This is a genomic window from Spirosoma koreense (assembly GCF_054777875.1).
Window position 1 is genome coordinate 92,235 of record NZ_BAAHAC010000003.1, and the last position, 12,794, is coordinate 105,028.

Genomic DNA, 12,794 nt, shown 5'->3' on the forward strand with positions numbered 1-12,794 from the left:
AAGATATTCCACGCGACGCCAATGGCCCATCCGCCGGAATCGTTTACAGGGCCGGGTGGTTTTTGGCTGGGTCGTCCAGCACCAGCACCCAATCCTGGCCATATCCCTGCGACGGTGGCGTAAATTGCTGCGGTTTCTGATTCGTGAACGTACCCGCCGACTGGGTTTTGCCGTGCGTGGGTCGAACCAGGTTGCTTTGACTGACTGGCCTGAAATCTTTCCCGGATTAACCGTCAGGGGGCGGGACGTCTCAGGTGCTTTACGTGGGTCATCTGATTGGCACTGGGCAGGTCGAGCGCTTCCTGCCAGTATATGTGTGGCCCATTGACCGACGGCCGTTTGGTGCTGTACATCTGCCAGATGTCATAACAGCCGTAAGTATGTCCGTGCGCGCCCGCAAACAGGTCCAGGTAGTCATACAGCCGCACGTCGTAGGCATTGGATGTGCCCAGGTCCTTCGCGTTGAAACAAACCGGATGGTCTTCGTAAATCAGCTCGGCATCTATCGTGGGCCTGGCTGGCTGCCGGTTATACGACACGGCGATGTTGGTACATGGTCGTAAACCGGCAGTGCCCGTTCTGGTGCATATTGAAGTCGAATCAGTCGTCGTCCTGAAACCATTTGGAAGCGCCCCCGTCCCGGCCATTGGGCTGCGGATGATACGACAGCAGCGCTTTCGCGGCTCCACCTAAGCCTTCCTGAATGCCCTGTGCCATGGCCCGCCAGATTGCCAGGTCCGTCGACCCGTCGCGCGGATTTCGGTCGCCACCCAGAATCCAGACGATGTTCTCGAGGTTTTTGTAGCGGTTGCCGACGTACTGGCCGTACGTCTTCGTATTGTCCGGGTTGAAAATTTCCGGCCCCTGGCCCCAGGTGCTTTTAAATACTTTATCCCCCAGGTCGGCAGAAACGCAATCACAATCCCGTACTGAGCCGCTTTGTCGACGATGTAGTCGACGTGCCTGAAATAGGCATCGTTAGGCGTGGTAGGGTTATCATTCAGGAGGGGCGTGTCGCCGTAGGGGTTGGGTTCTTTGAGTCCGTCGAACTCGGCCAGCGCAACGGCCTGCACCACTGTATAGCCCTGCTCGGCTCGGCGTTTGAGGTACTGGTCGGCTTCTTCGCGGGTGAGCCGGTGGAACAGCTCCCAGGTCGTATCGCCCAGCCAGAAAAACGGTGTCCCATCCTGGTGCACCAGGTATCGTTTGTTGTCGGAAACTTTTAGCCGCCCGTGAGCAAACGGTTGCTGCGCCAGCATCAGTACCGGCAGGCAGACGGGCAGGAATAAAAAATACGGTCTTCTGGTAACAGGCCTTTGTGAATTGGCCGTAAGCGTATATGTCTTCATCTTCATCAGAAGAGACATCTGGTTATGAATGGGTGAGGAGAGTTATCGAAGCAGTTCGGCGGGCAACTGACTGATTTTTCGAACCTGAATGTTACGGTAAAACACCTCGGCTCCTTCCGACTGGATCTGGATTTTTCCCCTGGTGAGTGGTTCCGCCTGCCCGTTGACCAGATGGCGCGTGTGAGTCAGCATCATATTGACCTTTCCGTTCAGGACGTGCAGGCAGGTGTCGCCGAAACAGTACAAATCCAGCGTATTCCACTGACCCGATGGTAATTCATTATCCAGGCTTTTCAGACAGGACCGACCAACGGGCGTTTTGTCCTGAAACGTAAGGAGTTGGCTGTCGGCCTGGTACACGTACTTGCCTTTTTCGTTCTGGCGCGCCGGAATGTCGGCCAGTACATTCATGACACCCCAATAGTCGCCCGTATCGCCTTCCTGAATCTGGTACTCGAACGATTCCATCCAGAGCATGGATGTGCCGTGCGCTCCTACACTGTGGTAGAGCAAACCGCTGTCGCGGGGCTGGTCGAGCTTCGGTGGCCATTTTTGCTTGCCCCATTTAAATTCCAGCCGTAGCTGATAATTCTCAAAGTCGGCCAGCGTGTTGATACCACCGAACGTTTCACCCGAAATCCGCAGGGCCGGTTTGCCATCCTCCGTTACGACCGAAAAGACATGCTTCGGGTCTTTGTTCAGGCCAATCGGGGCTTCCTGCTTATCCGCCTGGTTCGGGCGGTCGAGGTACGTTTCCCAGCCTGCCAGGTTTTTGCCGTTGAAGAGCGACTGCCAGGCAGCGGCTTTCGAGCCGGAGGGCTCAGTCAGAAAAGCCTCTGAAACGATGGCCAGCCAAAGGGTCAGGAAAAATAGCTTCATCGAGCGTAGGTATCGGTTGAGTTGCGTAAGACAAAGCCGGATAAGCGCCGTTAATACCCATCCATACGTGATAAGAGCGATGTCGACAACGCTTTTTAATTGCTGGTCAGTCGGTCGCGCTAAAATCGCAGAATGCTGAAAAAATAGAGTCGATGAACTGGCGAATGGCATTGAATTAAGGCAGAAAAGCTGAAATTTACCCCCGCTACGTCGGTTGGATACCCGTAACGCATTGATCGGTCAGATGCCTGTCCTGCTCCCATGGCGCTAGCACAACGACCTTAGCCACGTATAACAATATGCCCCATTTCTTACAGGCTGGCCCCGTGCGGGTTCGCTACGAAAACGGTTTCCTGCGGTACTTTTCTCACGGCGAGAACGAAATCCTGCGCATGATTTACTTTGCCATCCGCGATCATAATTGGCTTACGGCCCGTATTACGCTCACCGATGAAACCATAGAACAACACCCGGATTCGTTCCGGGTTCACTACAACTGGGCGACCGACGACCTGGGGATTCAGATGGCCGGACAGGTGACGATCCTGGGAAATTCGGCGGGGACGATAACGGTCGATTTTTACGGGAAAGCCCTGAATGCGTTTCAGAAAAACCGGATTGGCCTGTGCGTGCTGCACCCGCTGGAAGGTGTTCTGGGACAACCGGCAGAGTTGATTTCGCCCGACGGCCAGCTAACCAGTAGCCAGTTTCCGGTGTACATCAACCCGCATCAGCCGTTTCTGAACCTGCAGTCGATGCGCTGGCGACCGGCGTCCGGCCTGACCTGGCAACTCGATTTTTCGGGGGATATTTTCGAAACGGAAGACCAGCGCAACTGGACCGACGCATCGTTTAAAACCTATTCGACGCCGAATAACCTGCCCAAGCCCGTAGCCGTTTCGCCGGGCGATGAGTTTCGCCAGCGTGTTGATTTTCGCATTGCCGATCAAACCATTACCGACCCGGCTGCGGAAGCGCTGGTAAATATGCCAGAACGTATCGGCCCAGGCAAAACCAGATCGGCCCGGCCGCTGATTGGAGTCGGGCAGCGGACCGACGGGCCACCGCTGACCGATGCCGAAGCGGCTTTGCTGAGGCCGCTGAACCTGGCACACCTGCGCGCTGACGTGTTTTTCAGCCTGCCCGACTGGCAAATGCTGCTAACAAACGCCATTGCCGATGCCGAGCAACTGAGCATTCCGCTCGAACTGGCCGTTTTTTTTGGGAAGGAGCCGATTGTGGAATTAAGTACGCTACAGAATTTTCTGCGGGACAGCGCGGTGGCAGTACGCTCCGTGATCCTCTATGAAGCGGCTACGCTCACCACGTCCGACGCGCTGCTTCAGCAGCTTGTGCCCGTTCTGCGTACCGATTGGCCGACGGTGGCCATTGGTGGGGGAACCGATGACAATTTTGCGGAACTGAACCGCAACCCGTTCGATTTTGAGCAGGTCGATTTCATTACCTATTCGATTAACCCGCAGGTGCACGCCGTCGACGACCTGACGCTGCTGGAAAACATTGCTGGCCAGGTCGAGACCGTCCGAACGGCGCAACACATTAGCGGGAACAAGCCGGTGCATATTTCCCCCGTCACCCTGCGCCCGCGCTTCATAACCGTGGCCGGTACCGCTACCGAACGCCTGACCGTCCAGGCCGATCCACGCCAGACAACCGAGTTCGGGGCCGACTGGACTCGGCGAAGCCTGAATGCACTGACCGATGCGGGTGTAGCTTCGATCACTTACTATCAGTCGCACGGGCCGGGTGGTTTAGTTGATGGTGAAATTACCTTCCCGGTGTTTTCGGTGTTTGAGGAGCACCAGCGCAGCAACGTAGTAACGAACGATAATTGATATCTTAGGGACTCCCTACGCTTGTCGGTATCGGCCCCTGTTTTTGCCGGATTTACCCACCCGATGCTGCCAGAATCGGGTGTAGTTTTGCCTTGCCATCAATTAGAAACGGTAAACGACATGCAAAAAATCACCACGTTCCTGACGTTCGATAACCAGGCCGAAGAAGCCGCGAATCTGTACACGTCGATCTTTAAACACTCGAAAATCAACCGCATCAGCCGCTATGGTGATGCGGGTCCTGCCTCGGCGAGCCCCGTCATATCGGTTACGTTCGAACTGGATGGACAGGAATTCATGGCACTGAACGGGGGGCCTCATTTCCGGTTCGCGGAAGGTATTTCACTGTTCGTTAGCTGTGAGACGCAGGAAGAAGTCGATATGTTCTGGGAAAAGCTGTCGGCTGGTGGCGAACCCGGCCGGTGCGGCTGGCTGAAAGACAAATTCGGCGTATCGTGGCAAATCGTACCAACAGCATTAGGCCGGTTACTGGGCGACAAAGACCCCGGGAAAGCCCGGCGGGTCATGGAGGCCATGATGCAAATGAATAAGTTCGATATCAGGGCGCTGGAGCAGGCATAGTTTTATCGCCATTTGTAGTCATTGATTGAGCAACGGCGTCGGGTTGTTGCCTGGCTTGAGGTATCGCGGGTTAAACCCGCGATACTTTTAGTCACTCTTGAGTACGCTGGCTGGATTACTGCGGGCTGCTTTCAGGGTTTGCGAACCGATCAGCAGGGCGGCAATGACCATGACCACAAGGGCCCCTGTCAGCAACTCAGGCAAACGAATCGGCTGATGGTAGGCAAAATTAGTCAGCACTACTTTGTCGAAGAAGAAGTAGGTCGTCGGTAGGGCAACCAGCGTGGACATCGTCAGTAGCAACAGAAAATTCCGGCTCAGCAGGAAAATCAGTCCGCCATCGGTCGCGCCCAGCACTTTTCGGATGCTGATTTCTTTCAGGCGCGTTTCGGTGGTAAACACCACCATGCCAAATAAGCCCAGCGACGCGATGCAGATCGCCAGGAAGGTGATGAAGCCAATCACCTGCACCATAACCGAAAATTGTTTGTAGGCCTGCTCGATCTGGTCGTCGTAGAATTTGGCTTCGAGGGGGTGTATCTTATCGAATTTTCGCCAGGCACTCTCGATAGTCGCCAGGGTAGCCGGGTAGTCCGTCGATTTGATACCGACGTTCAGATAACTTTCTTCGGGCGAGTAGCGGAACGCCATCGGCTCGATCTTGTTTTCCATGGTTCCGTAATGAAAATCCCTAAGCACGCCCACGATGGCTAATTTCTTGTTGTCCATGGTGATAATTTCGCCCAGTGCTTTGATTGGATTCCGGTGCGCAATATCGAATCGTTTGAGTACCTGTTCGTTTACAATCACTTCGGTTTCGTCGCTTTTATCGGTGCGGGGTATAAAATTCCGGCCGGCGATGAACTTGTGATGATGCAACGGTAAATACTGTTCATCGACCGCATTGAGCCAGACCAGCGTCGAATCGTCCGGCTTTTTGTATTTCATCGACGTTCCATACAGGCTCCCCAGGCTAGTCACCAGCCGCGAGGTCGATATGGCGCTGATAGCTGGCATCCCGGCCAGCTCTTTTCGGAGCAGATTCGCTTTGTTGCCCTGCATCGAGATGTTCAGAATATTTTCGGTCGTAAAACCCAGATCGAACGAGAGGAACCCTTTATACTGGTTGTACCCGATAACAGTGGTGGTAATGAAAATTAGCGAAAAAGTATACTGGATGACAATCAGTGCTTTACGCATGCTGACATGCCGAAATACTTTGAGTGAAGACGAGTCTTTCAGAACCTGAATGGCTCGAATGCGGGAGAAAAACAGCGCTGGCAGGAAACCGGCGGTGATGCCGACTACCACGGCCAGCGCCAGAAAATACAGAAAAATCTGGGGCGACAGTTCCAGGGAAACCAATTGGCTTAACTCGGGCGCCAGACCCAGAAACTGACTTCTCAGGATCAGAAACAGACCGAACGAAAATACCAGCGCCAGCAAGGCAATGATAACGGATTCCATGATAAACTGCCCCAGCACGTGGCCTTTCAACGCTCCGACGATCTTTCGGATACCCACCTCACGTGAGCGCCGTAACGACCGGGCAATCGACAGATTGGTGTAATTGAAACAGGCCGACAGAATCACCACCAGGGCCAGCCCCGCCAGAATCCACACAACCACACCCGGTACGTTCGTGCCGAACTCATTGGAGTAGTGTTTACTCAGCGTGATCGCTGTCAACGGCTGCAACGACAGGGTAATCTTCTGATTCTTAATTCCTTTATTCTCAGCAGCGCTAAGCTGGTCCAGGTTTGCCTGTATGGTTTGCAGGTTGGCCCGGTCGGGCAAAAGCAGATACACATAGTTGGCATAAATGCTGTTCCAGGTCTGGAGCCCACCATCGGCATCGGCCGTTTGCCGCTCGGCCGTGGCGAGCGAAACCAGCGCGTCGAACCGCAGGTGCGACAGCCTGGGAATGTCTTTCAGAACCCCCGTCACGGTATAGGTCAGGGTATCGAACTGAACCGACTTGCCGAGCGCCTGGCTGTCGCCAAACAGTTTTTTCGCTGTCTTTTCGGTCAGTACCAGCGAGAACGGTTCGCGCAGGGCCGTAACCGGGTCACCCGCCACCATCGGGAACGTAAACACACGAAACAGCGATGGATCGGCCCACAGGGCTTTCAACGGAATGATCGTTTCATCATTGACTTTGGCGTCGCCGGAAAATTCCCGGCGCAGGATCGTGACGGCTTCGACACCCGGCACCGTTTCCCGGATTTTTTTGCCCGCTTTGATCGACGTAGACGCCAGCTCCATGACCGATTTATCGGCTGATTCTGTTCGGGTCAGGATCCGGTATATCCGGTGGCGTTTTTCGTGAAAGGTATCGTAGGAGAGCAAATCGACCAGAAACGCAATGACGAGTAACCCGACCGACATGCTGACGGCCAGACCGAAGACATTGATGAACGAAAAAAGCTTGTTGCGCACCAGGCTGCGCCGGGAGGTTTTAAAATAGCTGCCAATCATGATCCAGTGTATGAACAGGTGAAGGGGTTCGGGTTTGCGAAGGGTATAAAGCCGGAAAAATTTGAGCACATCCAGAATGTAAATCAGCCGGGCTTGCCGGAGGCCTTTCGTGTGCAGGTTCCGCTCAAAATATTCGGCCAGGTCGCCCTGCAGATCTTCTAGCAGCTCGGGGCGACAATACCAGCGGAGCAACCGTTGCGCCCAGCGGGGCGGACCGGGTGGGTCGGGCGGGGTGATCTTTCGATCCGTCGGCGCGTTCATAATGAGCCCTCCAGATTGAAGCCGGGAATGATTCGCCAGAGTCCTTCACGCACCTCTCGCGACTGTGTGAGGGCGACCTTGCCGGCATGCGTCACTTCGTAATAGCGCTTGCGTTTACCGCCCCGGGCGCTGGTCGCTTCGCCCATTCGGCTTGTCAACAGGCCCTTGTCTTCGAGCCGGTTCAGCACCGCATGAACGACTCCTAGTTTGGCCGTTCGGCCCGTATGCTTGCTCAACTCATCGCAGATCGCGACGCTGTAGGCATCGCTCACCAGGGCCGCAATGGTCAGCAACACTAGTTCTTCAAATTCGCCTAAGTTGGTTCCTTTCATGGGTAGTATGCCGTTGAGACGGTATTAACTCTGTAAATGTATGTAAAATGAATTGATTAATTCAGTATTTGTATGTAAAAAATAATGGTACGCTTTTTACCATTCTTAGATAAGAAGAAAAAGAGAATCCTCCCTGATGCCAGAAAACAGGCGAAATGCCGGTCCTTCAGCATCGGGGAGGATTTACCCCGCCATTTCAGCGCAGATTAACCGAAGACAGCGATGTGTTTCTGGAAAATAGCTTCGTATTTCGTAGCCAACGCGGTCTGGTTCGCGGCCTGGCAGGCTTCCACCACCGTCTGCAGTACGTATAGGTCCCCCGCCACATAGCGGCCCTGCCCGGCCCGGCTGCGGGCATACGTCAGATTCTGGTCGGCGCGGGTAACCAGCGTATCGGCAATGGTCAGGGCTTTCCGGGGCTCATTCACCGCAAACAGGAAGCGCACGTAGTTCGACGATATCTGGTCGTAGGGAATGCTCTTGTCGGGCATCACTTTCAGCGAATAATTCAACACCTCGCGGGCTTTGTCGATCTTTCCTTCGTGAAGAAGTTGCTCAGCCAGCCGGAAGAACGCGATGCGGGCCGAAATGACGGGTGGTCCTTTGTACGTCTCGTCGTAATACACATCCGGGTTGTCGAACTCCCGCCAGAAAGTTTTCTTCATCATGTTGGTGTACATGATGTCGGAGTTGACATAGCCCTCCGTTGCACCCGGCACGGCGACGGGCATCAGCCGGTAAGCATAACCTTCCAGTTGCATGTAGCTCTTCAAATTCAGATAATGATCGGTAGCCAGGGTGCTGGAGAAGTAAATCGGCCGTTTCCAGTTGTTGGTAGCGATCATGTCCAGCATGATCAGATCCGGCTTGAAAAGGTCTTTTTTGCCGATAGTCCACTGTAGGGTATCTTTCATAAACGGGCGCAGGGTAGGCGGGACGAAATTCGCTCCGTCGACGGCGACTTTGTCGATGGGCAGAAACAGCACCGACGAGGGCATAATATTGGTCATCTCGCCCGTCGTCAGAGGCACCTGAATGGCCGGACTGTTGGTTTTGACCAGGTTGATGTACTGCTTCAGATCGATACCGCTTTTGACGCCTTCGACTTCGTAGAACGGCACAATGTCGTTTTTACCTTTGTTGAACTGATCGAACTCCAGCGACATCGGTACAGCCTCGGACTCGTAGGTTTTTCGTTTCATCTGCTGGATGTACCACTCGGTGCCCAGCAGACTGAGGTTACACACCCGCACGTCGCGCCGGAATCCTTCTACCTCCTGCACGTACCAGAGCGGAAAGGTGTCGTTGTCGCCTTCGGTAAACAGGATGGCGTTAGGCGAACACGTATTGAGCATGTTCTTCGCGAAATCGACCGAGTGAAAGCGGTGATCCCGGTTGTGGTTGTCCCAGCTTTTGACGCACATCATGACCGGCACCAGCAGGCAGGCCCCGACAATCAATTCATTCCGCGGAATCAGCGACAGGCGCTGGAAAACGCTGCGTAGGGCGTTCGTCAGGGCCATGACACCCAGCCCCAGCCAGATGGCAAAGAAATAGAACGAGCCGACGTAGATGTAGTCGCGCTCGCGGGGTTCGGAGGGCGGGGAGTTGAGAAAGACCTGCAACGCAAGCCCCGTAAAAATGAAAAGTAAGCCAACGACCACAAAATCATGCCGACGGCGATTGTACTGAAACAAAATCCCGAACAAGGCCAGCACAAACGGCAGCATGTAAAAATTGTCGCGGGCTTTATTCGCTTTCAACAGGTCGGGTACTCCCTGATTCGATGACCAGGGCAGCAGGTAACTGGCACCCTCTTCGTCGCTCTCACGTCCGGCAAAATTCCACATCAGGTAGCGCCACCACATGTGCCCCAGCTGGTAGCTGAAAAGAAACTTCAGGTTATCGCCCATGGTGGGTTTTTGTCCTTCGGCTAGCCCGAGCATCTGCCGGTACAATTTCGGGTGGCTAAGCAGGCTGCTGTACACGCGCGGAAACAGCATCTCATCGCCGGGTGCGTAGATGTATTCGGGGTAATAATCAAAGATAACGTATTTGTCACCTTCGCGTTTCCAGATCGGCGCTCCTCGCTTCTGATCGATTGGGCGGGCGGTAAAAACGGGGCCGTACAGTAGCGAACGGCTCCCATATTGCTCCCGACTTTGATACGATCGGAAATTGAGCACATCGCCGGGGGCGTTTTCGTTGATCGGTGGATTGAAACTGGCCCGCACCAGTACCTGCAGATAGGAGGTGTAACCAATCAACAAAAACGCCAGGGTAAGCAGAGCGGTGTTCCAGCCCACCCGGTTTCGGCGAATCGACCAGCGAATACCGTATGCTAGCCCGGCCATCGAAGCGATGATGAAGAAAATCACCCCGGAATTGAAGGGTAACCCAAGCGAATTGACAAAGAACCGCTCCATCACGAACGCCAGCGCTGGCAACCCCGGAATGGCCGCGTTGATAACGCCCAGTACTAGCATCCCTAAAGTCAGCGCCATCACTCCACCCCAGAACGTCGGGGTTTTAACCTTGTGGAAATAATAGATCAGTGCCAGCGCCGGTAGAATGACCAGGTTCAGCAGGTGAACCCCGATGGAAAGGCCGACGAGATATCCAATAAAAATAAGCCAGCGGTTGGCAGCGGCTTCGTCGTCGATGCGCTCCCATTTGAAGGCGGCCCACACTACGATAGCGGTGAAAAACGATGACATGCCGTAGACCTCGGCTTCGACGGCCGAAAACCAGAATGTATCCGAGAAGGTGTAGGCCAGCGCGCCGACCGCCCCCGTACCGATCACCAGCAGCGTATCGGCGGTGGAGTACTCCCGCTCGGGTTTGGTCAACAGCTTCTGAGCCAGCATGGTGATAGTCCAGAACAGAAACGCGATGGTAAAGGCACTAGCCAGCACCGAGGCCATGTTGACCCAGTAGGCTACACTGGTCAGATTGCCGAACGAGAGCATCGAGAAAAGTCGGCCCAGGAGCAAAAACAACGGGGCACCGGGCGGGTGAGGCACCTGAAGCTTAAAGGACGAAGCAATGAATTCACCACAGTCCCAGAAGCTGGCCGTTCGTTCGACCGTCAGCCCGTATGTAACGAAGGCAATGACAAAAGTGAGCCATCCCGTGAGGGTATTCAGGCGTTTGAAGGAGCGCATAACGAGGTAGATTTTGCGATGGACGTTTGTGTAAGTGATCGGCCAAAGCTACAGAAAGAAGCTACCCAACAATGTTAAAAGGGGTTGTTAAAGTTTGTTAATAAGCTGCTGATAAACAGTCTATTAATTAGAAGAACCTGGGGCAGTTCTGTCGGTCGGCCGATCGGCTGCCGCTGGAACGCTACCTTCGGGAATGCTACTGTAGGAATTAAGACTCGTGTCGGTTATTTGGATATTTTGTAGACGCGCTCTACCCGTATATCTGTCATTTCGGCCCGCTGACTGACTGCTTCATTGCTCGTTTATGCCTATCAATAAGCCAGTTAGATAATCGACTGCGGCCGGTTAAACCCGTCGACGTATGATAAAAATGTTGTGGCAAGGGCATGGGCAGACTCAGGTTTTTGTATTTTTGCCAATTGGTTACGCTGCCTAGCTCCATCGCCCATGCTGTTTAACTCACTGCATTTCCTTTTCTTTTTCATCTTTATTACCCTGCTGTATTTCAGCGTGCCCCGGCGCACCCAATGGGTTCTCTTGTTGATTGCCAGCTGCTATTTCTACGCGGCCTTTATTCCGGCTTACCTAGGTATTCTGTTCGTCGTCATCCTGATCGATTACGTTTCCGCCCTCTGGATCGAGCGAACCACAGGTGTGGCCCGAAAAGTCCTGCTGATCGCCAGTCTGGCATCGAATATTGGCATTCTGGCTTTCTTTAAATACTATGACTTTTTCGCTGAGAACCTGACGGCGCTCTTTTCGCTGGCGGGTTCCGCTCAGGCCCTGCCTGCCTTAGATTCATTGTTACCCGGCATCGTGCTACCTATCGGGCTGTCGTTTCATACCTTTCAATCCATGAGTTATACGATTGAAGTGTACCGGGGTAACTACCCGGCCGAACGACATCTGGGTATCTACTCGCTGTACGTCCTGTTTTATCCGCAGTTGGTAGCCGGTCCGATTGAACGGCCTCAGAACGTATTGCCCCAACTGCACAGAACCTACACGTTCGATTGGGAGCGGGTGCGGTCTGGGCTGATGATGATGGGCTGGGGTTTGTTTAAAAAAGTGGTCATTGCCGATCGGTTGGCGCTGCTGGTCGACCCGGCCTACGCCGATGTGCGGCACGCCAACGGAGCTACGCTGCTGGTGGCGGTGTTTTTCTACGCCATTCAGATTTATTGCGACTTCTCGGGCTATTCCGACATCGCCATCGGTGCCGGTAAAGTGATGGGGATCAAGATGATGGAAAACTTCCGGACTCCTTACCTCTCTCAGTCTATTTCCGAATTCTGGCGTCGGTGGCACATTTCGCTCTCCACCTGGTTTCGCGATTACCTCTACATCCCGCTCGGGGGCAACCGGGTGTCGGCTGCCCGGGCAAGTCTGAATCTGGTCGTTGTTTTCGCGGTTAGTGGTCTGTGGCATGGTGCCGACTGGAAGTTCATCATCTGGGGGTTGTTGCATGGGCTGTATCTGGTGGCGGGGCAGCTACTTTCCCGGTATCGGTCGCCCGTGCTGAACACCGCCCAGCAGGTATACGAGCAGCGGGGTAGTCTGGTCGGCATGCGCCTGAATCAGGTGCTGACTTTTACGCTGGTGATGCTCACGTGGGTTTTCTTCCGGGCCGCCAATACCGGCGATGCCCTGCTGGTGCTTCGTAAAGTACTGACCTTTAGTTATGCCGATATGATTCAGACCGCGTTGCAGCCCGCCGAACTGGCCTTCTGTTTTCTGCTGATTGCCAGCCTGCTGGTAGAAGCGCGCTGGATGAATTTCATCCGACAGATCGATAACCGGTCGTTCTGGCTCATCATGCCGCTGCTGCTCTTCGTCTGTTATTTGTTCGGGGTCTTTACGGCCAACCAGTTTATATACTTTCAGTTCTAGTCG

At 54.2% G+C, this 12,794-nt stretch carries 9 protein-coding genes and 1 pseudogene; 3 read left to right on the plus strand and 7 right to left on the minus strand.

The window, feature by feature from the left end; genetic code table 11:
- Positions 1 to 43 precede the first annotated feature (43 nt).
- The 4 genes and pseudogenes from ACYVC2_RS03855 to ACYVC2_RS03870 all read right to left on the minus strand — a co-directional run bounded on the left by ACYVC2_RS03855 (position 44) and on the right by ACYVC2_RS03870 (position 2,228).
- Positions 44 to 190: a putative collagen-binding domain-containing protein gene (locus ACYVC2_RS03855; RefSeq protein ID WP_461101336.1), complete on the minus strand. Its 147-nt coding sequence runs from the start codon at positions 188 to 190 to the stop codon at positions 44 to 46.
- Between the two features lie 43 nt (positions 191 to 233).
- The gene (locus ACYVC2_RS03860; protein WP_461100970.1) at positions 234 to 539 is read right to left on the minus strand and encodes an apiosidase-like domain-containing protein; all 306 of its coding nucleotides are present in this window, start codon (positions 537 to 539) and stop codon (positions 234 to 236) included.
- 61 nt (positions 540 to 600) lie between these two features.
- Positions 601 to 1,367 (minus strand): annotated as a pseudogene (locus ACYVC2_RS03865) (apiosidase-like domain-containing protein).
- A 24-nt stretch (positions 1,368 to 1,391) separates the two neighbouring features.
- Entirely contained in the window at positions 1,392 to 2,228 is an 837-nt protein-coding gene (locus ACYVC2_RS03870) for a 3-keto-disaccharide hydrolase (RefSeq protein ID WP_461100971.1), read from the minus strand.
- A gap of 299 nt (positions 2,229 to 2,527) precedes the next feature.
- Here ACYVC2_RS03870 and ACYVC2_RS03875 point away from each other — a divergent pair, with 299 nt between their 5' ends.
- Entirely contained in the window at positions 2,528 to 4,084 is a 1,557-nt protein-coding gene (locus ACYVC2_RS03875) for a hypothetical protein (RefSeq protein ID WP_461100972.1), read from the plus strand.
- Positions 4,085 to 4,204: 120 nt separating this feature from the next.
- Positions 4,205 to 4,666, plus strand: coding sequence for a VOC family protein (locus tag ACYVC2_RS03880; protein ID WP_461100973.1), 462 nt, complete (start codon positions 4,205 to 4,207; stop codon positions 4,664 to 4,666).
- A gap of 87 nt (positions 4,667 to 4,753) precedes the next feature.
- On the opposite strand, the gene ACYVC2_RS03885 is transcribed toward ACYVC2_RS03880, so the two are convergent.
- From ACYVC2_RS03885 to ACYVC2_RS03895, 3 genes are all read right to left on the minus strand, one after another.
- The gene (locus ACYVC2_RS03885; RefSeq protein WP_461100975.1) at positions 4,754 to 7,405 is read right to left on the minus strand and encodes an ABC transporter permease; all 2,652 of its coding nucleotides are present in this window, start codon (positions 7,403 to 7,405) and stop codon (positions 4,754 to 4,756) included.
- On the minus strand, positions 7,402 to 7,737 hold the full coding sequence (locus ACYVC2_RS03890; RefSeq protein ID WP_461100976.1) for a PadR family transcriptional regulator: 336 nt from the start codon (positions 7,735 to 7,737) through the stop codon (positions 7,402 to 7,404). Before ACYVC2_RS03890 ends, ACYVC2_RS03885 begins: the two co-directional genes overlap by 4 nt.
- A 206-nt stretch (positions 7,738 to 7,943) precedes the next feature.
- Positions 7,944 to 10,901 carry a glycosyltransferase family 117 protein gene (locus ACYVC2_RS03895; RefSeq protein WP_461100977.1) on the minus strand — a complete coding sequence of 986 codons (2,958 nt, stop codon included), beginning with the start codon at positions 10,899 to 10,901 and terminating at the stop codon, positions 7,944 to 7,946.
- Positions 10,902 to 11,348: 447 nt separating this feature from the next.
- Here ACYVC2_RS03895 and ACYVC2_RS03900 point away from each other — a divergent pair, with 447 nt between their 5' ends.
- The gene (locus ACYVC2_RS03900) at positions 11,349 to 12,791 is read left to right on the plus strand and encodes an MBOAT family O-acyltransferase (protein WP_461100979.1); all 1,443 of its coding nucleotides are present in this window, start codon (positions 11,349 to 11,351) and stop codon (positions 12,789 to 12,791) included.
- The last annotated feature ends 3 nt before the right edge of the window (positions 12,792 to 12,794 follow it).

What these genes read in the sequence shown, in the direction of transcription:
- ACYVC2_RS03870 (WP_461100971.1), bottom strand. Translation starts at nt 2,228, where the DNA reads ATGAAGCTATTTTTCCTGACCCTTTGGCTGGCCATCGTTTCAGAGGCT.
- ACYVC2_RS03900 (WP_461100979.1), top strand. Translation starts at nt 11,349, where the DNA reads ATGCTGTTTAACTCACTGCATTTCCTTTTCTTTTTCATCTTTATTACC.
- ACYVC2_RS03885 (WP_461100975.1), bottom strand. Translation starts at nt 7,405, where the DNA reads ATGAACGCGCCGACGGATCGAAAGATCACCCCGCCCGACCCACCCGGT.
- ACYVC2_RS03890 (WP_461100976.1), bottom strand. Translation starts at nt 7,737, where the DNA reads ATGAAAGGAACCAACTTAGGCGAATTTGAAGAACTAGTGTTGCTGACC.
- ACYVC2_RS03895 (WP_461100977.1), bottom strand. Translation starts at nt 10,901, where the DNA reads ATGCGCTCCTTCAAACGCCTGAATACCCTCACGGGATGGCTCACTTTT.
- ACYVC2_RS03875 (WP_461100972.1), top strand. Translation starts at nt 2,528, where the DNA reads ATGCCCCATTTCTTACAGGCTGGCCCCGTGCGGGTTCGCTACGAAAAC.
- ACYVC2_RS03880 (WP_461100973.1), top strand. Translation starts at nt 4,205, where the DNA reads ATGCAAAAAATCACCACGTTCCTGACGTTCGATAACCAGGCCGAAGAA.